At 56.6% G+C, this 24,041-nt stretch carries 23 protein-coding genes; 14 read left to right on the forward strand and 9 right to left on the reverse strand.

What is annotated here, in order from left to right; genetic code table 11:
- Nucleotides 1-16: 16 nt before the first annotated feature.
- From dgcA to ACT3RU_RS01045, 4 genes are all read right to left on the reverse strand, one after another.
- Nucleotides 17-2,089 carry a dimethylglycine demethylation protein DgcA gene (gene dgcA / locus ACT3RU_RS01030; RefSeq protein ID WP_192526878.1) on the reverse strand — a complete coding sequence of 691 codons (2,073 nt, stop codon included), beginning with the start codon at nt 2,087-2,089 and terminating at the stop codon, nt 17-19.
- A gap of 11 nt (nt 2,090-2,100) precedes the next feature.
- Nucleotides 2,101-2,634: a DUF5943 domain-containing protein gene (locus ACT3RU_RS01035; RefSeq protein WP_192526879.1), complete on the reverse strand. Its 534-nt coding sequence runs from the start codon at nt 2,632-2,634 to the stop codon at nt 2,101-2,103.
- Between the two features lie 96 nt (nt 2,635-2,730).
- The gene (locus ACT3RU_RS01040; protein WP_192526880.1) at nt 2,731-3,708 is read right to left on the reverse strand and encodes a dipeptidase; all 978 of its coding nucleotides are present in this window, start codon (nt 3,706-3,708) and stop codon (nt 2,731-2,733) included.
- Nucleotides 3,709-3,905: 197 nt separating this feature from the next.
- A complete protein-coding gene (locus ACT3RU_RS01045; RefSeq protein ID WP_444627349.1) occupies nt 3,906-5,042 on the reverse strand; it encodes a choline metabolism transcriptional regulator GbdR in 1,137 nt (378 codons plus the stop codon).
- Between the two features lie 344 nt (nt 5,043-5,386).
- Here ACT3RU_RS01045 and mscL point away from each other — a divergent pair, with 344 nt between their 5' ends.
- The 4 genes from mscL to ACT3RU_RS01065 all read left to right on the forward strand — a co-directional run bounded on the left by mscL (nt 5,387) and on the right by ACT3RU_RS01065 (nt 9,934).
- Nucleotides 5,387-5,890 (forward strand): large-conductance mechanosensitive channel protein MscL, encoded by a 504-nt coding sequence (mscL, locus tag ACT3RU_RS01050; protein ID WP_192526881.1) that lies wholly within the window; start codon nt 5,387-5,389, stop codon nt 5,888-5,890.
- Nucleotides 5,891-6,126: 236 nt separating this feature from the next.
- Nucleotides 6,127-6,831 carry a gluconate 2-dehydrogenase subunit 3 family protein gene (locus ACT3RU_RS01055; RefSeq protein ID WP_172116832.1) on the forward strand — a complete coding sequence of 235 codons (705 nt, stop codon included), beginning with the start codon at nt 6,127-6,129 and terminating at the stop codon, nt 6,829-6,831.
- 2 nt (nt 6,832-6,833) lie between these two features.
- On the forward strand, nt 6,834-8,606 hold the full coding sequence (locus ACT3RU_RS01060; RefSeq protein ID WP_172116833.1) for a GMC family oxidoreductase: 1,773 nt from the start codon (nt 6,834-6,836) through the stop codon (nt 8,604-8,606).
- An 11-nt stretch (nt 8,607-8,617) separates the two neighbouring features.
- Nucleotides 8,618-9,934 (forward strand): c-type cytochrome, encoded by a 1,317-nt coding sequence (locus tag ACT3RU_RS01065; protein ID WP_216657974.1) that lies wholly within the window; start codon nt 8,618-8,620, stop codon nt 9,932-9,934.
- A gap of 94 nt (nt 9,935-10,028) precedes the next feature.
- Here the strand turns inward: ACT3RU_RS01065 and ACT3RU_RS01070 are convergent, their stop codons facing one another.
- From ACT3RU_RS01070 to hemC, 4 genes are read right to left on the reverse strand one after another with little or no spacing between them, the layout of a single operon-like run.
- Nucleotides 10,029-11,291 carry a heme biosynthesis HemY N-terminal domain-containing protein gene (locus tag ACT3RU_RS01070; RefSeq protein WP_172116834.1) on the reverse strand — a complete coding sequence of 421 codons (1,263 nt, stop codon included), beginning with the start codon at nt 11,289-11,291 and terminating at the stop codon, nt 10,029-10,031.
- Entirely contained in the window at nt 11,288-12,742 is a 1,455-nt protein-coding gene (locus ACT3RU_RS01075; RefSeq protein WP_172116835.1) for a uroporphyrinogen-III C-methyltransferase, read from the reverse strand. Before ACT3RU_RS01075 ends, ACT3RU_RS01070 begins: the two co-directional genes overlap by 4 nt.
- Nucleotides 12,743-12,759: 17 nt before the next feature.
- Nucleotides 12,760-13,581, reverse strand: coding sequence for a uroporphyrinogen-III synthase (locus ACT3RU_RS01080; RefSeq protein WP_172116836.1), 822 nt, complete (start codon nt 13,579-13,581; stop codon nt 12,760-12,762).
- A complete protein-coding gene (hemC, locus tag ACT3RU_RS01085; RefSeq protein ID WP_172116837.1) occupies nt 13,578-14,522 on the reverse strand; it encodes a hydroxymethylbilane synthase in 945 nt (314 codons plus the stop codon). Before hemC ends, ACT3RU_RS01080 begins: the two co-directional genes overlap by 4 nt.
- Before the next feature lie 294 nt (nt 14,523-14,816).
- Between hemC and argH the strand changes: the two genes are divergently transcribed.
- The 7 genes from argH to ACT3RU_RS01120 are packed head-to-tail and all read left to right on the forward strand — an operon-like array spanning nt 14,817 to nt 20,853.
- On the forward strand, nt 14,817-16,220 hold the full coding sequence (gene argH / locus ACT3RU_RS01090) for an argininosuccinate lyase (protein ID WP_172116838.1): 1,404 nt from the start codon (nt 14,817-14,819) through the stop codon (nt 16,218-16,220).
- Nucleotides 16,217-16,339: an LPS translocon maturation chaperone LptM gene (lptM, locus tag ACT3RU_RS01095; RefSeq protein ID WP_087110450.1), complete on the forward strand. Its 123-nt coding sequence runs from the start codon at nt 16,217-16,219 to the stop codon at nt 16,337-16,339. Before argH ends, lptM begins: the two co-directional genes overlap by 4 nt.
- Before the next feature lie 23 nt (nt 16,340-16,362).
- Nucleotides 16,363-17,634 (forward strand): diaminopimelate decarboxylase, encoded by a 1,272-nt coding sequence (lysA, locus tag ACT3RU_RS01100; protein ID WP_172116839.1) that lies wholly within the window; start codon nt 16,363-16,365, stop codon nt 17,632-17,634.
- Nucleotides 17,634-18,467 (forward strand): diaminopimelate epimerase, encoded by an 834-nt coding sequence (gene dapF / locus ACT3RU_RS01105; RefSeq protein ID WP_192526882.1) that lies wholly within the window; start codon nt 17,634-17,636, stop codon nt 18,465-18,467. The genes lysA and dapF overlap by 1 nt, the downstream gene beginning before the upstream one ends.
- A gap of 34 nt (nt 18,468-18,501) precedes the next feature.
- Nucleotides 18,502-19,212: a DUF484 family protein gene (locus tag ACT3RU_RS01110; RefSeq protein ID WP_087110456.1), complete on the forward strand. Its 711-nt coding sequence runs from the start codon at nt 18,502-18,504 to the stop codon at nt 19,210-19,212.
- A complete protein-coding gene (locus ACT3RU_RS01115; RefSeq protein WP_172116841.1) occupies nt 19,205-20,116 on the forward strand; it encodes a tyrosine recombinase XerC in 912 nt (303 codons plus the stop codon). The genes ACT3RU_RS01110 and ACT3RU_RS01115 overlap by 8 nt, the downstream gene beginning before the upstream one ends.
- Complete coding sequence (locus ACT3RU_RS01120; RefSeq protein WP_087110461.1) at nt 20,113-20,853, forward strand: HAD family hydrolase; 741 nt, start codon at nt 20,113-20,115, stop codon at nt 20,851-20,853. The genes ACT3RU_RS01115 and ACT3RU_RS01120 overlap by 4 nt, the downstream gene beginning before the upstream one ends.
- Here ACT3RU_RS01120 and yihA read toward each other — a convergent pair.
- Entirely contained in the window at nt 20,842-21,495 is a 654-nt protein-coding gene (yihA, locus tag ACT3RU_RS01125; RefSeq protein WP_172116843.1) for a ribosome biogenesis GTP-binding protein YihA/YsxC, read from the reverse strand. The genes ACT3RU_RS01120 and yihA overlap by 12 nt on opposite strands.
- Before the next feature lie 326 nt (nt 21,496-21,821).
- On the opposite strand from yihA, the gene ACT3RU_RS01130 reads away from it, so the two are divergent.
- From ACT3RU_RS01130 to ACT3RU_RS01140, 3 genes are all read left to right on the forward strand, one after another.
- On the forward strand, nt 21,822-22,451 hold the full coding sequence (locus tag ACT3RU_RS01130; protein ID WP_406565418.1) for a c-type cytochrome: 630 nt from the start codon (nt 21,822-21,824) through the stop codon (nt 22,449-22,451).
- 97 nt (nt 22,452-22,548) lie between these two features.
- Nucleotides 22,549-23,181, forward strand: coding sequence for a thiol:disulfide interchange protein DsbA/DsbL (locus ACT3RU_RS01135; RefSeq protein WP_172116845.1), 633 nt, complete (start codon nt 22,549-22,551; stop codon nt 23,179-23,181).
- Nucleotides 23,182-23,208: 27 nt separating this feature from the next.
- Complete coding sequence (locus ACT3RU_RS01140; protein WP_087110470.1) at nt 23,209-24,033, forward strand: endonuclease/exonuclease/phosphatase family protein; 825 nt, start codon at nt 23,209-23,211, stop codon at nt 24,031-24,033.
- Nucleotides 24,034-24,041 lie beyond the last annotated feature (8 nt).

The raw sequence follows: 24,041 nt of genomic DNA on the forward strand, positions 1-24,041 counted from the left end.
TTACAGCGTTAGTGGGTCAGAAGTCCTTGCATAACCGCAGCGCGTCATAAATGGCGGCATGCGTGTTGCGTGGCGCGGTGCAGTCACCCAGACGGAACAGCACGAAGCCATCGCCGCTTTCAGACAGGCAGGGCTGAGGCTTGATCGCGTAGAGCGCTTTGATATCGGTCTGGCCCTTGTTACGCGACTGCTCCTTGAGGCTGTAGTAGAGGGCTTCATCCGGGCGCACGCCGTTTTCTACCACCACCTGATCCACCACCCGCTCTTCTAACGCGCCGGAGTACTCGTTTTCAAGCACCGCCACCAGTGAGTCGCCTTCGCGATATACCTTATGCAGGGCGAGATCCGAGGTCATGATCACCTCTTTCTCGTACAGGCTGCGGTAGTAGGTCGGGAAGGTGGTGCCACCCACCGCGGCACCCGGCTTGATATCGTCGGTAACGATCTCGACCTTTGATCCCTTGTCTGCCAGGTAGTCGGCCGCTGAAACGCCGGAGAACTCGCAGATAGTGTCGTAGACCAGTACATTCTTGCCCGGCGCTACGCTGCCGCTAAGAATGTCCCAGGTGCTGACCACCAGGCTCTTGCCCAGGTCGCTGTCGTAACCCCACTCCGGTACCTGAGAGAGGAACGGCTGCCCACCGGTAGCCAGAATTACTATGTCCGGGCGCAGATCAGCAATGGTCGCTTCGTCGGCACGGGTATTCAGGCGCAGGTCGATCTCAAGGCGTGCCAGCTCCAGCTGGTACCAGCGAGTGATGCCAGCAATCTGATCGCGCTGGGGGGCTTTCGAGGCCAGAGTGATCTGACCACCGAGCTGATCCTGGGCTTCAAACAGGGTGACATCATGACCGCGCTTGGCACATACGTGTGCCGCTTCCATGCCCCCCGGGCCACCGCCCACGATGACTATCTTGCGTTTGGGGCCTTCGCTTTTCTCGACAATATGCGGCAGCCCCATGTATTCACGTGCGGTCGCGGCGTTCTGAATACACAGCACGTCGAGTCCTTGGTACTGCCGGTCGATGCAGTAGTTGGCACCTACGCACTGTTTAATCTGGTCGATCTGGCCCATCTTGATTTTGGCGATGATGTGCGGGTCGGCAATATGAGCACGGGTCATGCCCACCAGGTCCACGTAGCCACCTTCAAGAATACGCTGGGCCTGATTGGGGTCCTTGATGTTCTGGGCATGGATGACCGGCACATTGACCACTTCCTTGATGCCCGAGGCCAGGTGCAGGAAGGGCTCCGGCGGAAACGACATGTTCGGAATGACGTTGGCCAGGGTGTTGTGGGTATCACAGCCAGAGCCTATCACGCCGAAGTAGTCGATCATGCCGGTGGCGTCATGATAGGCCGCGATGCGCTTCATTTCCTCGTGGTCGAGGCCATCGGGGTGGAACTCGTCCCCGGTAATGCGCAGGCCCACCACGAAGTCATTGCCCACCTCGGCGCGCACCGCCTTGATCACTTCCATGCCAAAACGCATGCGATTTTCGAAGCTGCCGCCCCACTCATCGGTGCGCTTGTTGACGCGCGGGCTCCAGAACTGATCAATCAGGTGCTGGTGTACGGCAGAGAGCTCAACGCCGTCGAGACCGCCTTCCTTCGCCCGGCGCGCGGCCTGGGCGAAGTCACCGATAATGCGCCAGATCTCTTCTACTTCGATCGTCTTGCAGGTCGAGCGATGCACTGGCTCGCGAATGCCCGACGGCGATACCAGCGTCGACCAGTCGAAGCCATCCCAGCGTGAGCGACGGCCCATGTGGGTGATCTGGATCATGATCTTGCCGCCATGCTTGTGCACGGCATCGGCCAGGTTCTGAAAGTACGGGATGATGCGGTCGGTCGAGAGATTGACCGAACTCCACCAGCCCTGGGGGCTGTCGATGGAAACAATCGACGAGCCGCCACAGATGCACAGGCCGCAGCCGCCCTTGGCCTTCTCTTCGTAGTATTTGACGTAGCGGTCCGTGGTCATGCCGCCGTCGGTCGCGTGCACCTCGGCGTGGGCCGTACTGACCACACGGTTACGAATAGTTTGGTTGCCGATCTGGATCGGCTTGAACAGTGCCTCAAATGCCATGGCAGCGATCCTCAGTTCTTGGGCGTGACAACAAACAGGCCGTACTCACAGCCCTTTTCGGCGCCGCTTTGGGTCTGTTCGGCAACCGTGCGCAGCGAGCTTCCACGCGCACTCAGAATCTGGTCCATGGCACCGGCAAACCAGCCGGTGAACATGTACTCGATTTTACGGTCCACTTTGCCCATCTGATACACGAAGGCGCTGTGTTCAAGGCGTACGCGGGCCGTGCCTGCATTCAGGTCAATCTCTTCGGTCACGAAGATGCCCCAACCGCGCTGCGAAAGACGCTTCATGTAGTGTTCGAACACGTCCACGCCTTCCATACCGTGGAGTTCGGCCTCTTTTTCACACCAGTGCCAAGCGCTTTTATAGCCCGCTTGGTAGAGGATGTCGGCGTATTTTTCAGCACCCAGGGCCTCTTCAATGGCGACGTGGTTGTTGACGAAGAAGTGGCGCGGGACATACAGCATCGGCAGCGCGTCGGTTGTCCAGATACCGGTTTCGCTGTCGACGTCAATCGGGAGTTCGGGGGCGGTTTTGGTCACGGTTGTATTCCTTACACTTATATTTATTCAAAAGACATTGAGTTATTCAGTGGCTTCCAGGGTCTCATCGAACGGCAGTACAGGCTGTGCATGTACTTATTCGCCCCACACATCCTTCAAGGTTCTAACCCAGTTCTCGCCCATGATTTTTCTGACCTGAGATTCGCTCAGGCCGCGCTTGAGAAGCGCCTCTGTCAAGTTGGGGAATTCGCCGATAGTACGGATACCTTCGGGATTAATGATCTTGCCGAAGCTGGTCAGGCGGCGGGCATAGCCCTTGTCGTGGGTCAGCCACTCAAAAAAGTTCTGGTCATGGCCTTGGGTGAAATCGGTGCCGATACCGATGGCGTCTTCACCCACGATGTTCATGATGTACTCAATCGCTTCGCAGTAGTCGTCGATGGTCGAGTCAACGCCCTTCTTGAGGAACGGGGTGAACATGGTGACGCCGACAAAGCCGCCGTGGTCGGCGATGAACTTGAACTCTGCATCCGACTTGTTGCGCGGGTGTTCCTTGAGTCCGGAGGGCAGGCAGTGGGAGTAGCACACCGGCTTTTTGGACTCAAGAATGACTTCTTCAGAGGTCTTGGCGCCTACGTGGGAAAGATCGCACAGCATACCCACACGGTTCATTTCGGCAACGATCTCGCGGCCAAAGCCGGACAGCCCGCCGTCACGCTCGTAGCAGCCAGTACCGACCAGGTTTTGGGTGTTGTAGCACATCTGCACAATGCCCACGCCGAGCTGTTTGAAGATCTCGACATAGCCGATCTGATCTTCAAAGGCGTGCGCATTCTGGAAACCAAAGATGATTCCGGTCTTGCCCTCTTCCTTGGCGCGCATGATGTCGGCGGTGGTACGCACCGGGCGAACCAGGTCGCTGCACTCTTCCATCAGTTTGTTGGAGGCGACAATATTGTCCACCGTTGCCTTGAACCCCTCCCAAACCGAGACAGTGCAGTTGGCTGCCGTCAGGCCGCCACGGCGCATGTCTTCCAGCAGTTCGCGATTCCATTTGGCAATGATTAGGCCGTCAATGACGATGGCGTCCTGGTGTAATTCGGCAGGGTTCATAACGTGGCTCCTGAATTGTTTATGTAGGGAGCATAGCGCTGAGGTGGTGCCTATCTGCTCTTGGAAACGACGATGGAAATTCCAAAAGCGTCATCATGAGAAATGCAGGCACAGGAAGCCTGGTGAATAAGCAGAAAACACGGTACAAAAAAAAGAGCCGCCTTGCGGCAGCTCTAGTTCAGCGGTGGTACACCCGTTTAGCCAAGCGGAACGCTGGCAAAGGTGGGTTCGCCCTGGGCATAGGCCAGAGCCAGCAGCGCGCTTGATGCCGGCTCGTTGCTGACAGGTTCTGCTCCCCAGCGCTTCAGCAGCGGAGGAATTTTTTCCGGCGCTTTTTGGCGTGTATGGATGCCCAGGCGCTCATCGCGTGGCGGAATACCAAAACATTCCCGATAGCACTTGGAAAAATGCGGGGTAGAAACAAAGCCGCATACCGAGGCAATCTCAATGATCGAGAGAGGCGTTTGTTTGAGCAGTTGGCGTGCCCTGACCAGGCGCAGCTTTAGGTAATACCTGGAAGGCGAACAGTGTAAGTAACGCTGGAACAGTCGCTCCAGCTGGCGGCGGGAAACATCGACATAGCTTGCCAACTCATCAAGCTCAAGCGGCTCTTCAAGGTTGGATTCCATCAACGCGACGATTTCCAGCAACTTGGGCTGCGTCGTACCCAGCACGTGTTTTAACGGCACGCGCTGCTGATCCTGCTCGTTGCGCATACGCTCATAGACGAACATTTCGGAAATACCGGCGGAAAGCTCCTTGCCGTGATCGTGAGCGATCAGGTTGAGCATCATATCCAGCGGCGCCGTGCCGCCCGAGGCAGTGAAACGGTCACGGTCAATGGAAAACAGCCGCGTCGTCAGGACGACTTTCGGAAAGGCTTCCTGAAGAGAGGCCAGGCACTCCCAATGAATGCTGATTTCATAATGATCCAGTAAACCCGCCTGACCCAGCGCCCAGCTACCGGTACAGATAGCACCCAAGCGTCGCAACTGGCGCGACTGAGCCTGTAGCCATTGAATATGCTCGCGGCTAACACTGTGCTGAGGAGCGACCCCGCCACATACGACCACCCAATCAAGTGAGAGTGGCGCATGGATAGAGGCGTCCGGCGTCACATTAAGGCCGTCGCTGGCGCGCACCGGTGCACCGTCCTGAGTCAAGGTATACCAGCGGTAAAGCTCTCGCCCCGCCAACTGGTTTGCCATACGCAGTGGTTCAATCGCTGACGCCAGCGAAATGAGGGTGAAGTTGTCCAGCAGCAGAAAACCGAGCGTTTGCGGTATGTGCGAGTGACCTACTGGCATGGTTTTTTTGGATTGATCGGTGGTCATGGTCTTTACCTCTATCACCTAACATCATTGATGTTCTTTTTATTATCGTTCTATGTCGCTGGTGTCTTGTTTTGAGTCCCTGCGCTAGATACGTGCTGCTTGCCTGCATATTGGCACGAATGACGCTTATACTGACAAAGCAATCTGAAAGGCAATGCAACGGGTGTTGCAAATAGAATGCTTGAGGTCGTTTTAAAGGCGGTAAATACCGATACTAAGCGGGTGTCAGTGATTAGCGAAACGTTTTTTCAACATTCAGTGTCGTTTTAATAAGTCATTGAACCCAAAGGCTTTTCACGCAAAATCGCTATAAGCTCATAACCTGAATACGCAAGGAGGCATCAATGGCGAGGTTTTTCAAGGAGTTCCGCGAGTTCGCCGTTAAAGGCAATGTGGTAGACATGGCGGTGGGCATCATTATCGGCGGCGCGTTTACACTGATTGTGCAAAGCCTGGTAAAAGATGTCATGAATCCGGTGATCGGCCTGTTGGTCGGCGGTATCGACTTCTCTAACCTGTTTGTCGTGCTTCGAGAGGGAGCAACGTCAGCGCCGTACCCCACACTTGCGGCGGCTCAGGAAGATGGTGCGGTGACCCTCAACCTTGGCCTGTTTATCAATGCGGTCGTCAGTTTTACGATTGTTGCCTTTGTGGTCTTCATGCTGGTGAGGACTATCAACCGCTTAAAGCGTGAAGAGGTAGAGGCGCCCAAAAGTCCGGTCGAAAAGCCCTGCCCCTACTGCTATATGACGGTGCCTATCAAAGCGACCCGCTGCGGACACTGTACGTCAGAGCTGCCGGTGCCTACGGAGGCTGAACAGCAATCTCTCAAGGACGCATCGCCTTAAATTTTTTTAATTCATTGCTTTTTTTGCGCCCGGCGTGTGGTTTAAGCACCGGGCGTTTTTATTTGCAGCTATTTCAAAATCACTACTTAACTCTTTATACCCTCTGGATTTGTAGAGCAAAGGGCGAGCTTATCGTTAACCTGCTAAACAAGATGTCATGTACTAGACTGACTGAATTAGCCCGATATCTAACAATAAAAATACCGTGATTTAACAAAGCAAAGAGGAGCAGGTCCGTGAGTCTTAAAAATGAATCGCGCCGACGATTTATGCAGGGAGCGTTAACCAGCATTCCTGCCATCACCTTGGGGAGCGGCGTTTCACTCACCGCTTCCGCCAGCGAACCGCCAGAACAGTTAAGTGACTATCAGCCGGTCTTTTTTGATGCAGACGAATGGGTTTTTATGCTCGCGGCCTGCGACCGGTTGATTCCCAGCGATGGGCCTGGCCCCGGTGCCCTGGAAACCAATGTGCCCATCTTTATCGACAGGCAGATGGAAGGCAGCTTTGGGTATGCCACTGACTGGTATATGAAAGGCCCTTTTCCTGACAATGTATCACCATTGATGGGCTATCAGTCGCCACTGCTCCCTCGGGAGGTTTACCGGGCGGGGATTGCCGCCACGCATGACTACTGTGTACGCCAATACGGGCAGGCGTTCGCCGCGTTGGATAACGCCACGCAGGAAGAGGTGTTGCAGCAGCTTGAGCGGGAAAACATTACTTTTGAGCATGTCAGTGCCCGCCAGTTTTTTGCCTTTTTGCTGCAAAACACCAAGGAAGGCTATTTTGCCGACCCCATCCATGGCGGCAACAAGCACATGGCCGCTTGGAAGTTCATCGGCTTCCCTGGTGCCCGGGGGGCGTACCTGGAGTGGGTCGACCAACACAATGTCAAATATCCATTAGGGCCGGTCAGCCTTACCGGCGAAAGGGGATAAGCATGGCGAAAACAAATCCACCGGTTGATGTTGTACTGGTTGGTCTGGGTTGGACCAGTTCGATCATGGGCATGGAGCTGACAGACGAAGGGCTGAACGTGCTGGCGCTTGAGCGCGGTGAAGACCGCGATACCGTGCCGGACTTTGCCTACCCGAAAATCGCCGATGAGCTGACTTATGGCGTACGCTATAAATTGATGCAGCGTCCGGCTAAAAGCACGCTGACGGTTCGTCATGGCCTGGGTGATATGGCGGTGCCTTATCGCAGCCTGGGTTCATTTCTACCCGGTGATGGGGTGGGTGGGGCCGGCGTGCACTGGAACGGACATACCTGGCGGCCACAGCCTCAGGAACTGCGTCTTAAAAGCTATGTCGAGGAGAATTTCGGCGCCGATATCATTCCTGACGAAATGACCATTCAGGATTTTGGCGTTAGCTACGACGAGCTGGAGCCCTTTTTCGACTATTTTGAGAAAGTGGCGGGTATTTCCGGTAAAGCGGGTAATCTGAATGGTGATATTCAGGAAGGCGGCAACCCGTTTGAGGGATGGCGCTCAAACGAGTACCCCATGCCGCCGCTCGCGCGTACCTTTAACGACACGCTGTTTGCTGATATGGCGCGTGATCAGGGGCTACACCCTTTTCCCTTGCCCGCTGCTAACGCTTCAGAAGCGTATATCAACCCTTACGGCATGCAGCTTGGGCCGTGTAACTTCTGCGGTTTTTGCGAACGCTATGGCTGTCTGAACTACTCCAAGTCCTCGCCCCAGACCTGTATTCTGGGCGTACTCAAGCGGCGTGAAAATTTCGCTTACCAGACCAATAGTGAAGTGCTCCGAGTGGAGCTTGATAGCGATGGCAAGAAAGCCACCGGTGTGACCTACATCGATGGCGAGGGCTCTGAAGTCTTCCAACCGGCTGACTTGGTGGTGTTGGGCGCTTACTCGCTCCACAACGTACATTTGATGCTGGTATCGGGTATCGGTACCCCTTATGACCCGGTAAGCGGTGAGGGCGTGGTCGGCAAGAACTACGCCTATCAGATGAACGGTGGCTCAACGCTCTACTTCAAGGATCAAGAGTTCAACCCTTTTATTGGCGCAGGCGGCAATGGTGAGATCGTTAACGACTACGGCGTTGAACAGATCGATTTTGCCCAGGAGGGCTTCATTGGCGGCTCGTATATCAATGCCGCGATGACCAATGGGCAGCCGATTCGCAACATGCCGCTGCGCTCAGATGCGCCGAGCTGGGGCGCTGGCTGGAAGCAGGCCGTGCAGGAAACCTATGGTCACACCATGACGATTGGTTCCCATGGCAGCAACATGGCCTACCGCGACTGCTATCTGGACCTTGACCCCAACTATACCGACGACCATGGGCGCCCGCTTATGCGTATGACGTTTGATTGGAAAGCAAACGATGTGCGCATGACCCAGTTCATGAAGCAGAAAATCGACACGCTCTCCAAGGCGCTGGGCCCGGATGACTACAAGCTCTCGTTCAAGGATTTCGATTCACGCTATGACGTCCGCCCTTACCAGACAACTCATAACGTCGGTGGCGCGATCATGGGCACCGACCCTTCCAGCAGCGCACTGAATCGCTATTTGCAGAGTTGGGATGTCCACAACGTATTTGTGATGGGTGCCAGTGCCTTTCCGCAGAATATTCAGTATAACCCCACGGGGCTGGTCGGCGCTTTGGCTTATTGGTCGGCCACAGCAATTCGCGAGCAGTATCTACTCAACCCCGGACCTCTGGTCCAAGCCTAAGGAGAGCGATCATGATGATTCATCGACAATGGCGCCAAGGGCTGGCGGGCGTGGGTCTGTTAAGCGTGGCGGCACAAGGCGTGGCGTTTGACCAGACCGAAATAGAGCGCGGGGAGTACCTTTCCCGAGCGGGCGATTGCGTTGCCTGCCATACCGCGCCGGGTGGCGAACCTTTTGCAGGCGGCCTGGCGGTTGAAAGCCCCTTTGGGGAGATTTTCTCGACCAATATTACCTCCGACCCGGAGACCGGGATCGGCAACTATACGCGCGATGAGTTTGCCGCGGCGCTGCGCGATGGTGTACGTAATGATGGCAAAAAGCTGTATCCAGCCATGCCGTATCCGTCCTACTCGTTAATTACCGATGACGATATTGACGCCCTCTATGCCTACTTTATGGAAGGCGTGGCGCCGGTATCGAATCAGCCGGAGCGCACAGATCTGAGCTTTCCGTTTAATCAGCGCTGGGGTATCGGGCTTTGGAACTGGCTTTTCGTGTCCTCTGAACCTTTCACGCCCTCTAGTGATCGAAGTGATGAGCTGAATCGGGGGGCTTATCTGGTACAGGGGTTAGGCCACTGCGGCAGTTGCCATACGCCGCGCGGGCTGTTTTTCCAGGAAAAGGCCATGAACGATGAGGGCAGTGACTTCCTGAGTGGAGAAACGCTGGAAGGCTGGTACGCGCCGAATTTACGGGGTAGCGGCAATCAGCGCCATCCGCTTCAGCGCTGGAACGAAGAGGATATCGTTGTCTATCTGGAAACCGGACGCAATGATCATAGCGCTGTAGTCGGGGAGATGACTTCGGTAGTTGCGCACAGTACATCGCATCTGGAAGAGGCCGACCTGTATGCCATCGCAGGCTATCTCAAATCGCTGCCCGCAGGGGAAGGTGACGAGGCGCCGCGCGATGAACAGGCCGCCGAGCAGACCCAGGCGATGCTGACCCACGCCGATGTAGACGGTAATACCGGCGCCCGGCTCTATCTGGATAACTGCAATGCCTGCCACTTTGCCAATGGTAAAGGCGCCTCGCAGGTCTTTCCGTCCTTGGTGGGCAGTTCGCTGGTCAATGCCGAGGATCCCACCGGGATCATTCGCGTGATTCTGTCCGGTGCCCGTATGCCTTCGACCGAGAAGCGGCCGGAAGCGTTGGCCATGCCCGATTTTGCCTGGCGGCTTTCTGATGATGAAGTGGCTGAAGTCGCTAACTTCGTGCGCTCGGCCTGGGGTAATGAAGGCGGTGAGTTAAATGCTGACAAGGTGGCCGATGTGCGAGATACGCTGCCGGAAGATCGTCCTACCAGCGCGCCTGACTATATCGACTAGCGACATTGATGGGTTAGTTAGACCAGCTAGAGCTATACGGTAGGTAGAAACAAAAACGGGTGCCCAAAAGGGCTCCCGTTTTACGTGAGTCACGTTAAGCGCGTTTTTTAGCCGCTTTTGTATCCGGTTTTTGGCTGTCGCTGGCATCGCTGGGTTGAGGAAGCGAAGGCAGTGACTGGGCCAGCATTTCTACGCTGTGACGGTAGTAAAGCTGGCTTTTATTGTGTTCACCAAGGCTTGCGTAAAGACGCGCAAGTTCGGCGCACACTTCGCCGTTGGGGCGTTGGCGCTGGCTGGCTTCAAAGTACTCCAGGGCTTTTTCCCACTTGCCGGTACGCAGCGAGAGGCGGCCGCAGGTCAGCAGTAGCTCGGGATCGTTGGGGCGCTCTTGCAGCCACTTTTCAGCTTTTGCCAACTGACGTGCTGCGTGTACGTTAAGCAGGCCGTAGCGCTTCACCAGCCGGGCATCCCAGTGATGATCCAGCGAGTGGTTCAGCAGGCGCTCGGCGATGCTCTCTTCGTTCGACTGAACCAGCGCATCGGTATACAGCACGACCAGTTCGGTATTGCTACGCAGGTACTCGGGCATGTCTGCCCAGAGGCCGCGAACACGCTCAATATTGCCGGGGTTTTTAGCTTCAAAAACAATCAGCTCACGGTACGCCTTGAACTCAAGCTGTTCGCGCTCCTGCTGGGCAATCAGCTTTTGGGCAGCCAGGCGTGGCAGCAGCCAGCGTAGGCCTTCCCAATCGTTGACGCTTAGGTGCACCTGCTTGAGCAGTTTTAGCACCTGCGGGTGGTCGCTTAGCTTTCTGTCCAGGCGATTCAAAATGGCTAGCGCCTCTTCAGGCTGCTGTCGATCAATCATCAGCTGCGCCTGCATCAAACCAATGGCCGTGTCGGCGCCTTCGGTGGTGAGTTGTGCCTGGTTCAAGTGCTCTTGAGACTTCGTGTGATTGCCCTGGTAGTGCGCTGCAAGGGCGGCCGACAGATAGTTAACCAGCGGCGTGCTGGAGTCATTAGCGGCGTGGACCAGGGTTTTTTCGGCTTTCTTCCAGCGGCCTTCCGTCAAGGCGACCAGACCACGCACGGTACGCTTCATGGCACGGCGATTACGCGCACGGCTATTCCAGGTACGGAAACGGCCCACAGGACGAATAATGCCGGTCAGCAGACGCAGCGCAAAATGCACCACAATAAAGGCGGCCAGCAGCAGAATCAGACCAAACCAGAACGATGTCTGGACGGACGTATCACCCACCCGAATTAACCAGTAGCCAGGTACCGACATCATCAGGTGCCCAAACAGGGCGCCGACGGCTAAACCCGCGACCAGCAGGAAAATAAGTTTTCTCATGCGTCACCTCCCTCTTCGCCGTTTTGCTGGCGCGACCGGAAGCGGTTTTCAATAAACTGGGTCATGGCCTGCTGGGAGGCACTGATATCCGGCAGTTCCGGCTCAATGTCGGCCTGTTTAAGCTCCTGAAGGCGCGAGATCACGCTTTGCGTGGCGTCGCTGTCCAGGTCGTAGTAGCCGTTAAGTAATTCCAGCGCTTTATCGATGCTGGCTTCATACAGCGGCTGCTCCTCTTTCAACAGGGCAAGCTGGGCCTGCTCAAGAATCAAGCGCAGGCTTTGGCGCAGGTACGACTCTTGCTCGGGAGTGACCAGCATTTCCATCGGTTCGTCGTGATGACGAATCACGATCAGGTCTTTAAGCTCTTCACCAAAACGTGCCAGCTGACGCTGGAAGTTGCCGGTAGGCGGCTGCTCAATGCCGGAGGTGACGGCGCGCTCTTCCACTTCCTGCGAAAGACGCAGGCTGGAAACGCGTTCTTGTAGCGCATTAAGCGCTAGATAGAGTCCCGTACGATCCACACGCGGCACGCCATCCAGTTCGGCAAGCTCGTTAGCGATGTCACGACGCACGGCGGTTAGCGCCGGGTTGTCAGCATCCGCCAGGCGGGCGTCGGCGGTACGCAGCAGCGCAGCAGCACCGTCAACATCGCCTTCAAGCTGGAGGCGCTGATTTGCCAGGCGCAGCAGGTAGGCCGCTTCTGCATGTAGCCAGTCGCGGTCGTCGGTATCTTGCGTCTGGGAAAGCTGGTTCAGCACGTTATCCAGCGTGCTGTTGACGTCGCTGCGGTAGCTATCAAGCTCGCTGCGTAACTCTTCCAGCGTGCCATCAAGGGCCTGGGTACGTTCGCGTTCGCTGCTTTCAATGCGTGATTCAAGCTCGCTCACGGATTGCTGCGTCGCGCTGCTGTCGGTCTGTTGGCTTAACGCATTGATGCGCTGTTGCTGGCTATCAAGGCGTTGCCAGCCCTGCCAGGCCACTACAATAAGCGCCACGCCCAGCACCAGTACCAACACCAAGGCTAACAGGCCGCCTTTGCGGCCTTTATGCTGCTCACCTCCACTTGGGGGAGGCGGCGTTGTGCCTTTTCCACCGTTACCGGAGGGGCGATTGGGCGTTGCCGTATTGCCATCGGGATCTTTCTTAGCCGTGGCAGGTTCTGTAACGCTGGCTGTCGATTTTTCGCTGTTAGGCGTCGTACTGGGAGGGGGGGCGGTGGCAGAGGCCGCGTCAGGTTTGCCGCTGTTTTTGCCACGCCGACGAGAGCTAGCATTTTTAGGCGCGTTGCTTGATGGTTCGGCAGCCGAGCTTGCGGGTGGGCTGCTTTCAACCGCGCTTGATGGCGAGGGAGTTGAGGTAGACGCGGCAGTTTCGCCCGGCGTGGCGCTTTTTTGAGGCGCGTCGGCGGACGCTTTTTGTACGTCTTCCTGGTCGTTTGGTTGTTTGCTCATCTGTCGCTAGCCCTTAATTAAGTTCCTTGATCGACATCGGCACCCATAGGATTACAGGACCTGCCCAACGCAGCTGCAAGGGCAGCTGGCGTTGCTCCCGACGCCACCTTGAGGTCACAAAAACCCAGTGTACCGGCCAGTGTAGCTAAACGCTGACTGGAAACGATTAGCGGTTGGTTCAACGCTGTTTGATCACACCATTTTGCCAGATGTTCGAGCAGTTCGCTGCTGGTGACGATGAGTGCTCGAAAATCTCCCGTAGCAAGGCGGGCCTGGAGTGAGGCCGAAGGCGGCTGAAAAATGCGCCGATACACAGCGACCCGGGTCATCTGAGCACCGCGTTCTGTCAGCGTCTCGGCCAGTAGCGTTCGGCCACCTTCTCCCGCCACCAGTAATATCCGCTGATGTGCGACATTCTTCAGTGAGGCGAGCGCTAAAAGTGCCTCGCTGGTGTTATCGCCGCGCTCATTTCCAGCCTTTTGTTGGTCAGCACCGGGTCTGTCAGCCGCTGCTGATGGGATGCGTACCCGTACGCCCAACTGGTCAAACAGTGCCTCTGCCGTAGCGCTCCCCACGCCATAATAAGCAATGCCAGTGGGCAGCTGTGGCCAGTAGCGGTCCAACGCGTTACCTAAACACAGGGCTGCGAAGGGGCTAACCACTATTATTTTGTCGTACTGGTCAATATCCAGCCAGACACGGCGCATCAGCGGGTCTTCTGGTAGCGCTTGAAGGCTCATCACCGCCATTGGCTCTACCCAAGCGCCCGTTGCGCGCAGCGTATTGGCAAGCACTTCACCGCGCTTGCCTGGTCGGCAGATCAGCACTGGCTGTGTCATACGTGATTGCCGTAGACCTCGGCCAAAATATCGCCTGCACCCTGGTCAAGCAGCTCTTCGGCAATACGGATGCCCAGTGCTTCAGGCTCGTACATTGAGCCGCGGCCTTCAGCACGCAATACTTCGGTGCCCTCAGGGTTGCCCACCAGCCCGCGCAGCCACATCGTCTCATTGGCCTTGTCGAGCACCGCGAAACCGGCAATCGGTACTTGGCAGCCGCCTTCCAAGCGCGTGTTCATGGCACGTTCTGCACGTACGCGGGTGGCGGTGTCCGGGTCATCCAGCGGGGCCAGCAGGCCGATCAGTTCCGGGTCATGCAGGCGGCACTCAATGCCCAGCGCGCCTTGGCCGCAGGCGGGCAGGCACACTTCCGGCGGCAGTGCCTGGGCAATACGCTCTTCAAGGCCCAAGCGTTTTAAGCCAGAGGTCGCCAGGATAATGGCATCGAATTCACCATCATCCAGTTTGGCCAGTCGGGTTTGCACGTTGCCGCGCAGGCTGAGAATTTGCAGGTCAGGGCGAGCTTCACGAAGTTGGAGTCCGCGACGCAGGCTGGCGGTGCCTATTTTGGCCCCTTCAGGCAATTCATCGATGCTTTTATAATGGTTGGATACAAACGCATCGGTAGGGTCTGAGCCCTCTAAAATAACCGAAAGCCCTAAGCCTTCGGGGAAAAGCATGGGGACATCCTTCATCGAGTGGACGGCGATATCCGCGCGGCCATCCAGCATGGCGTCTTCCAGCTCTTTAACAAATAGCCCCTTGCCGCCAATTTTAGACAGAGGGGTGTCGAGAATTTTGTCGCCTTTAGTAGAGAGCGCGACCAGCTCAACCTCAAGGCCCTCATGGGCAGCCATCAAGCGGTCACGGACGTGCTCGGCTTGCCACATGGCCAACTGACTTTTCCGCGTAGCAATACGCAGTTTGGTGATGGATGACACGTTATTCTCCCTTTGCCGCTGACGCGGCGCGTCAAGCTATGATGTGTCTCATCATAAAGCACCCGGGCGCACAGTAAAAATAACTGGCTGTTTTTAAGAAGCTGTTTTAAGCCACTGTCTTCAAAAGCTGTCTCCAAGAGCTGTCTTAAAGAATTGCCTTAAAGATAAGTGCTCGGCGGGCCAAACGCCATTATTCTGCAAATGTGGGCGGCCCGAACTCAAGCCATAAGCGCAATGACTCTGTTACACTTTCCGCCATCGACTCTTTTGTTTTGTCAGCAGGATATACCTCCGATGAGCCAAGCTACGAATCAGTCCTGGGGCGGTCGCTTCAGCGAGCCTACCGATGCCTTTGTGGCGCGTTTTACCGCGTCTGTCACCTTTGACCAGCGCCTTGCGCGCCAGGATATTCAGGGCTCTATTGCCCACGCCACCATGCTTAGCCGCGTAGGCGTGCTGACCGGCGAAGAACGCGACGCGATTATTAACGGTTTGACCGAAATTCAAGGTGAAATCGAGCGCGGCGAATTTAACTGGTCGGTGCCGCTTGAAGACGTCCACATGAATATCGAAGCACGCCTGACCGACAAGATCGGTATCACTGGCAAGAAGCTTCACACCGGTCGTTCGCGTAATGATCAGGTAGCGACCGACATCCGCCTGTTTATGCGCGACGAGATTGACGTCATTGAGGTGGAATTAAAGCGCCTGCGCGAAGGTATGATCGAGCTTGCCGACCGCGAAGCCGATACCATCATGCCCGGCTTTACCCACCTGCAAACCGCCCAGCCGGTCACCTTTGGTCATCATCTGCTGGCTTGGCAGGAAATGCTCGCCCGTGACCATGAGCGCCTGCTGGATTGCCGTAAACGCGTTAACGTACTGCCGCTGGGCGCCGCTGCGCTGGCGGGTACTACGTACCCGATTGACCGCCACGTCACCGCAGAGCTGCTGGGCTTTGATCGCCCGGCGGAAAACTCGCTGGATGCCGTATCGGATCGCGACTTCGCGATTGAATTCACCAGCTTTGCCAGCATCTTGATGATGCACCTGTCGCGCATGAGCGAAGAGTTGGTGCTGTGGACCAGCGCCCAGTTTGACTTTATCGACCTGCCTGACCGCTTCTGCACCGGCTCTTCCATTATGCCGCAGAAGAAAAACCCTGACGTGCCGGAGCTGGTACGCGGTAAAACAGGCCGCGTATATGGTCATTTGATGGGCCTGCTGACGCTGATGAAGTCGCAGCCGCTGGCCTACAACAAGGATAATCAGGAAGATAAGGAGCCGCTGTTTGACGCGGTGGATACGGTGCGCGACTGCTTGAAAGCGTTCGCGGATATGGTGCCTGCCATTGAGCCGAAAAAAGACAGCATGTATGAAGCGGCGCGGCGTGGGTTCTCTACCGCCACCGACCTTGCCGACTACCTGGTCCGTAAAGGTGTTGCCTTCCGCGATGCCCATGAAATCGTCGGTCAGTCGGTTGCTTACGGCCTGAAAACCCAAAAAGATCTCTCGGAAATGAGTCTGGAAGAGCTTCAACAGTTCTCCTCTATCATCGAGCAGGATGTTTTTGACGTACTGACGCTGGAAGGCTCGGTGGCCGCGCGTAATCACATTGGCGGTACGGCGCCCAATCAGGTGCGTGCCGCAGCACAGCGTGCCCGCGAGGCGCTCTCGTTACTGCAGGGTCAGGCATGAAAACATTAGCGCTTATCGCGATCATCGCTTTATTCGTCGCGGGTTGCGGTCAGAAGGGACCGCTTTACCTGCCCGACGATAACTCACCCGATAACGGTGTGGCCGAACAGGCTGGGTAAGCGGCTGCAGGAGAGACGACATTATGGATCATTTTAACTACCGCGACGGCGTGCTTTACGCCGAAGATGTGCCGCTTTCGCAGATTGCCGCAGAGCACGGCACGCCCTGTTACGTTTATTCCAAGGCAACGTTTGAGCGCCACTTTCGCGCTTACACCGAAGCGCTTGGCGGCCATCCGCATTTGATCTGCTACGCCGTTAAAGCCAACTCTAACCTGGCGGTGCTGGGCCTGCTTGCAAGGCTAGGCGCTGGGTTTGATATTGTCTCGGTCGGTGAACTTGAGCGTGTATTAACCGCCGGTGGCGACCCCGCAAAAGTGGTGTTCTCCGGCGTTGCCAAGCAGCCCCATGAAATGGCCCGCGCGCTTGAGGTGGGCATCAAGTGCTTTAACGTCGAATCCCGCCCTGAGCTGGAGCGCTTAAACGCTGTAGCGGGGGAACTGGGTAACGTTGCCCCGGTTTCGCTGCGCGTTAACCCGGACGTGGACGCGGGCACTCATCCGTATATCTCCACTGGGCTTAAAGACAACAAATTTGGCATCGCGGTCGATGACGCGCTTGAGGTTTACGAGCTGGCCGCCAGCCTGCCGAATCTTCAGGTGAAGGGGTTGGATTGTCATATTGGTTCGCAGTTGACTGAAACCGCTCCGTTCCTGGACGCACTGGATCGGCTATTGATGCTGATGGAGCGCCTGCGCGAACGGGGTATCGAGATTGATCATTTGGATCTGGGCGGCGGTTTGGGCGTGCCTTACCGGGATGAAACGCCCCCGCAGCCGTTTGATTACGCAAGCCAGCTGTTAGCTCGCCTGTCGCGCTGGAAAGGCGGCGAAAATCTGACGCTGCTGTTTGAACCAGGCCGCTCTATTGCCGCCAATGCAGGTGTCATGTTGACGCGGGTTGAATTCCTGAAGCCCGGCGAAACCAAGAACTTCGCCATTGTTGATGCGGCCATGAATGACCTGATTCGCCCGGCGCTGTATCAGGCGTGGCAGGCTATCGTGCCGGTGGACACCCGTGAAATTCGCCCAAGTGCGGTGTATGACGTGGTCGGCCCGGTGTGCGAAACCGGCGATTTCCTGGGTAAAGAGCGTGAGCTTGCGATTGCTGAAGGCGATCTTCTGGCGGTACGTTCAGCAGGTGCTTACGGCTTTGTCATGGCGTCCAACTACAACAGCCGCCCGCGTCCGGCCGAGCTAATGGTCGATGGCGATACGTGTCACGTGGTGCGGCGTCGGGAAACGGTCGAAAGCCTTTGGGCGGGCGAAGCGCTGCTGCCGGAAGGAGCGCGCTAATGCTTCTGCATTTCACCAAAATGCACGGCCTGGGCAACGACTTTATGGTCGTTGATCTGGTAACCCAGCGTGCCCGGCTGCGTGAAGAACATATCCAGCAGCTGGCCGATCGTCGCTTTGGGATTGGTTTTGATCAACTGCTGGTGGTTGAGCCGCCCCGCAACCCCGAGATGGACTTCCGCTACCGTATTTTTAATGCCGACGGAAGTGAAGTGGAGAACTGTGGCAACGGCGCTCGCTGCTTTGCGCGCTTTGTGCGCGACCAGCGCTTGACCCACAAGCATGAGATTCACGTAGAAACAGCCGGTGGCCCGCTGGTTTTGCACGTACAGCACGATGGCCTTGTGCGTGTCGATATGGGGCGGCCGCGCTTTAGCCCGGCAGCACTGCCCTTTGAAGCCCCAGGCGACCAACCATTACACGAACTTGAGGTCGACGGTGAAACGCTTCACATCGGTGTGGTATCCATGGGTAATCCCCACGCGGTATTGCAGGTGGAAAGCGTTGAGCGCGCCCAGGTTGAGCGTTTTGGGCCGTTGATGGAAGCGCACCCTCGCTTCCCCAAGCGTGTTAACGTGGGCTTTATGCAGGTTCTTTCGGCTAACCAGATTCGTCTGCGGGTATTTGAGCGGGGCAGTGGCGAAACGCTTGCTTGTGGTACCGGTGCGTGCGCCGCCGTTGCTAACGGCATCCGGCAAGGCATCCTGAAAAGCCCGGTGAACGTTCACCTGCCCGGCGGCGAGCTGACGATAGAGTGGCCCGACCCGGAAGCGTCCCTGATTATGGTCGGCCCGGCTACACGCGTTTTTGATGGTCGCGTAGCACTTAATTGATAGTGACGCGTAACTGACTACAAGGAGAACGGCGATGTCTCAAGCCCCTGAACCGCGCAAGACGCTCGATCCAGACCAGGTAGCATTTTGGCTTGCCCGGCATCCCGATTTTTTTGTAGGCCGTGAAGGGTTGTTGCAGCAGCTTAAAGTACCGCACCCGCATATTGATGGTGCGGTATCGCTTCTTGAGAGGCTGGTGCTGGACTTGCGTCAGCGGGCGGAAAAGGCCGAAGATCGCCTGGAGCATTTACTGGAAACCGCTCGGCACAACGAAGCTCAGTATCGGCGCCTACGGGAAACCCTGATGGCGCTGGTCGAAGCGGATAGCCGTGACGCCTTGGCGCAAGCCCTGGCGACTCAGCTAAACGAGCGCTTTGATACGCCCGCGATGGCGCTTTGGTGCCCGGCGTCGTTAAGCGATAGCGAACCCACCATGCCCCAGCCTCCGCGCCATGTGCTGGACCAGCACGCCAGTACACGTTTGGCCGCATTGCTGGACGGTAAAACCAGCCGCTGTGCCAAGTTAAGCGTTAGCGACTGGAAGTGCCTATTGCCGCATACTAAAGCGCCACGTAAAGCGGGCTCCTGCGCTATCTCGCGCCTCTCGGCGGGCGAGTCGCTGGGGTATCTGCTACTGGCAAGCCCCAACCCTGACTGCTATCGCGCCAGCATGGATACGCTGTTTACCGAGTATCTTGGGGATATCGTGGCACGGCTTTTAATTCGCTTGGAAACGTATGGCTGAGTCGCTTCTTGCCGCAGCGGTGGCACGCTATATCGGCGCGCTAGGCCAACATGCAAGCCCGGCAACCGTCGCCGCCTATCAGCAGGATTTAAACGCCCTGTGCCGGTTTGCCGAGCAGCGCGAAATACAGGACCCAGCGCTGCTGGACACGGCGCTGCTGCGCACTTTTCTAGGCACAGAGCGCAGCCGCGGGCTTGGCGCACGCAGCCTTGCACGACGCCGAGCGGCGCTTTCGCGCTTTGCCGATGACTTGGTCAAGCAGGGAATTCTTGCCGATAACCCGGTCGCGCTACTGCGCACGCCTAAACAACCCAGCCACTTGCCGCGCCCGGTCGATGTGGATGCATTGGCCCATTTTCTGGATAGCCCGCATGATGGCTCACCCTTGGCCGTACGCGACCAGGCCATGCTGGAGCTTTTTTACTCCAGTGGTTTGCGCCTGGCAGAACTTGCCGCGCTGGACCTTCACGATCTGCAGACCAGCCGGGTACGTGTGATAGGCAAAGGCAGTAAACCACGCCAGGTGCCTGTCGGGCAGCGCGCCCAGCACACCCTGGCGGAGTGGATTGCCTGCCGGGCAACCATGGCACCAGAGGGTGAAACGGCGCTTTTTGTGGGCCAGCGTGGGGCGCGGCTGGGGCATCGAGCCATTCAAAAACGCCTTGCCCAACTCTCTGTTAGCCGGGGCTTGCCCGAGCACTTGCATCCTCACCGGTTGCGTCACTCGTTTGCCAGCCATTTGCTTGAATCAAGCCAGGATCTGCGTGCGGTTCAGGAGCTGTTAGGCCACGCAAACCTCTCCACCACCCAGGTATATACTCGGCTCGACTGGCAGCATTTGGCGACCAGCTATGACGCCGCCCACCCACGCGCCAAGCGCCGCCCTTCTGGAAACACACCATGACCGCACTAGCAGCTATCACGTTTGATTTAGACGATACGCTTTGGGATAACCAGGGCGTGATGCTACGCACGGAGGAGGGGCATTACGGCTGGTTACTTGAGGCGCTGAGTATCTGGCGCGCTACGCGTCAAGAGGCGCCGCTGTCGCTGGATTATGAGGCGGGCGTGGAGGACTATTTACAGCGCCGCCAGCAGTTCGCTAAAGATGTGCCCGAGCGGCGCGGCGACTTTACCTGGCTACGCCTGCGCGCTCTGGAAGCGCAGCTGGAAGCCGAGGGCCTGCCCCGGAGTGCGGCCATTTTGTGGGCGGCAGCGGCCATGAATGAGTTTCATCGCCTGCGTATCCAGGTTTCCCCACATCCGGAAGCGGCGGGCCTGCTTTCCGCGTTAGGCGAGCGCTACCAGCTGGCGGCCATTACCAACGGCAATATTCATTTAAAGCGTCAGCCGTTGGCGGCGTATTTTCCGGTGGCGATTGCTGCAGGCGAGCTTCTGGCCCCTAAGCCGGAACACACGCCCTTTCTAACGGCGCTTTCAAGGCTTAATGTCACGCCCGAGTGCGCCATGCACGTCGGCGACTCGTGGGAAGAGGATATTTTACCGGCTCAGCAGCTGGGCATGCATGCGGTGTGGGTCTCAAGCGACCAGAGCCAGGCGCTGCCGCCCAGGGTACACCGCATCGCACATATTAAAGAGCTGCCGGGTATATTGGATAAGCTGGACGGTTCAGTGGCCTGAGGTGTCTTCCGGTGGCGTATGCAGCCACTGGTCAAGCTTTTGCGAAAGTGTATCGACGCCCTGGCGCTTGAGTGATGAGAAAAGCTGAACTGACACTAGGTCTTCCCACTCTTTTAAGCGAGAACGGACTTTTTGCAGCGAGGCACTTGCCGGGCCTTTTTTCAGCTTGTCGGCCTTGGTTAGCAGAATATGTACCGGCATATTGCGCTGGTCGGCATAGCTCAGCATCATCTGGTCAAACTCGGTCAGCGGATGGCGAACGTCCATCAACAGCACCAGCCCGCGTAGGCTAAAACGACCCCGCAGGTAGTCAGACAAATGCTGTTGCCACTCGATTTTGACGGCTTCTGGCACTTTCGCATAACCGTAGCCTGGAAGGTCGACCAGACGCCGTGCCTCGTCGTTCATGACGCTGAAAAAGTTGATCAATTGTGTGCGCCCTGGCGTGCGCGAAGTGCGGGCGAGGCCGTTCTGTTGCGTGAGCGCGTTGATGGCGCTCGATTTGCCCGCGTTAGAGCGTCCTGCAAACGCCACTTCCGCACCCGTATCGTCAGGGCAGGTAGCCAGTGTCGGGGCGCTGATAACAAATTTGGCGGTAGGGTAGTTCAACCGAGCGACGGGGCTATCTTGAGGGGTGGACATGGAATGAATCCTGAAAATCGAACCTATAAAACAGTCTGCGTTAACCACGCGTATAATGACATGGCACGCCGCACTGCGACGAATTGCCCCGTCAGTCAGGTCAAGCATTGTGCTAAAAAGCGGTGATACCTGTGACCTGGGGCGTTAGTGTACCACTGGGCTTAAGCCAACAGCGACTAATCGGTAGGTTGAGCACCATGTTTGACATGCCAGATAGCGCCCACCGTTTTGAATAGCGTAGCCCTTGAATCGCATAGTGAGTCGTTATTAGAACCGTCCTTAGAGTCATCATGAGCGTCGTTATGAACGTCTTTACGAAAATCTGTGTGAAAGCAACGCTGGCAAGCCTGGCGGCTGCTTTAAGTGCCCCCGTTATTGTTTCTGCGCAGCCTGCTGACCCGCAAGCAACGGATATCACCGCCGGTCAACAGCGCGCGCAAACGTGTGCGGCTTGTCATGGGCAAACGGGCATCAGTCCGGCCAGTGCGTTTCCGCATTTAGCGGGGCAGCAAGCCTCTTACCTGGCCAAACAGATTAGAGATATTCGTGATGGCGAGCGGGTGGTTGTGCAAATGACAGGCATGGTTGACGACTTTTCTGACCAGGATGCCTGGAACGTTGCCGCCTATTATGCCGCCCAGGAGGCTAATCTGGGCCATGCCAATGCGGAAGACGAGGCGCTATTGGCACGCGGAGAAGAGATTTATCGCGCAGGGGTGCGCTCGCGTGGTGTGCCTGCCTGCAGCGCATGCCATACGCCCACGGGTGGCGGTATTGGCAGCGCCGTTTACCCGGCGATTGCTGGTCAGTACCCCGCCTATACGATGACAGCGTTACACGCGTTTGCTAGCGGTGAACGAACGAACGACCCAAGCGGTAGCATGCACGATATTGCGACTCGGCTAAGCGAGGAGGATATGCAGGCCGTGGCTAACTACCTCTTTGGTTTACACTAAGTTGTATCCTGAAAATGAATGCTCTTTCCTATCGGTGAGGGAACCTGATAGCGTTAGAGATAGTCCTATCTTCGCTTATCCCTTGGAGAATTGTCGCATGTTCAAAACGTTATTGGTTGCCCTGACCGGTTTAGGCCTTTCAGCATCTGTCAGTGCTCAGGAATTGGTAGAAGGTAAAGACTATACGCTGCTTGATTCACCGGTCGCGACTCAGGTCGATGAGGATCACATCGAAGTGACCGAAGTGTTCTGGTTCGGCTGCCCTCACTGCAACCGCCTTCAAGCACCCATCACTGAATGGTACGAAACACTGGATGATGACGTAAGTATTGTGCATATGCCCGCTGTCATGGGCGGAAACTCCAATGTTCACGCGACGGCTTTTTATGCTGCCGAGTCGCTAGGCATTGAAGACGATTTGCATGCTGATTTCTTTACGGCGATTCACCAGGATGACCGCGCGTTAACGGATGCTGACGATATTGCCGACTTTTTTGCCGATTATGGTGTCAGTGAAGACGATGCCAAAAAATCCTTAACTTCGTTTGGCGTACGCAGCGAAGTTAACAACGCCCACGGTCGTATTCGTGAAATGCGCTTGATGGGTGTGCCCGCGCTGGTGGTTGATGGCCGTTACGTTATTACCCCCAGCACCGCAGGCAGCCTTGAGAATATGCCGCAAGTGGCAGAAGCACTCATCGAGCGCGTGCGTACTGAGCGCGCGCAGTAAGGTGTAAGGGCATGGGGTGATAAGCAGATGGTCAATCTGACAACAGTGAATCAGCCGGGCAAGTTATCGTCCCTGCTAGAAACGGGGCACCTTCGCTTGCTGACGTTTAATTTGCAGGTGGGCATCCAAACGTCTGCTTATCATCACTACTTTACCCGCAGTTGGCAGCACTTCTTGCCGAACCCTCAGCGCGTTAAACGTCTGGATATTATGGGCGATGTGTTGAGTCAGTTTGATGTGGTGGGGCTTCAGGAGGCCGATGGCGGCAGTTTTCGCTCCAGTCGTATCAATCAGGTGGAGTACCTGGCCGCCCAGGCCGGGTTTCCGCATCACTTTAAACAGTTAAACCGTAATCTGGGGCGTATCGCCCAGCACAGTAACGGCCTGCTTTCGCGTCTGACACCTACGAAAATTGAAGAGCACCGTTTGCCCGGTACGTTACCTGGTCGCGGGGCCATTCACGTACGTTTTGGCAACGGACCGGATGCGTTACATATTTTTATTGCTCACTTGGCGCTTAGCCAGCGTGGGCGTGGGCGTCAGCTTGACTACTTGAGTGAAATTATTGAGCCGCTACATCACGTGGTGGTGATGGGCGATCTCAACTGCACGCCGGATCAGTTGCACGCCCATCAGCGGTTTAGCGCCTCGCTGCCGCTTCATCCGGTTAAACCGCTATTGAGCTATCCCTCGTGGCAGCCACGACGTGCGCTGGACCATATTCTGCTCTCGCAAACGCTGGAGGCCGCTGAGGTGCGGGTAATGGATCATCTGTTCTCTGATCACCTGCCTATTGCCGTTGATCTACCGTTACCTAACGCCTGTCTATTGGCGATTGAAAACGCCAACTAACGCTTAAG

The sequence above is a fragment of the Halomonas sp. TP35 genome (assembly GCF_052375975.1).
GTDB classification, from domain to species: Bacteria; Pseudomonadota; Gammaproteobacteria; order Pseudomonadales; family Halomonadaceae; genus Vreelandella; species Vreelandella citrativorans.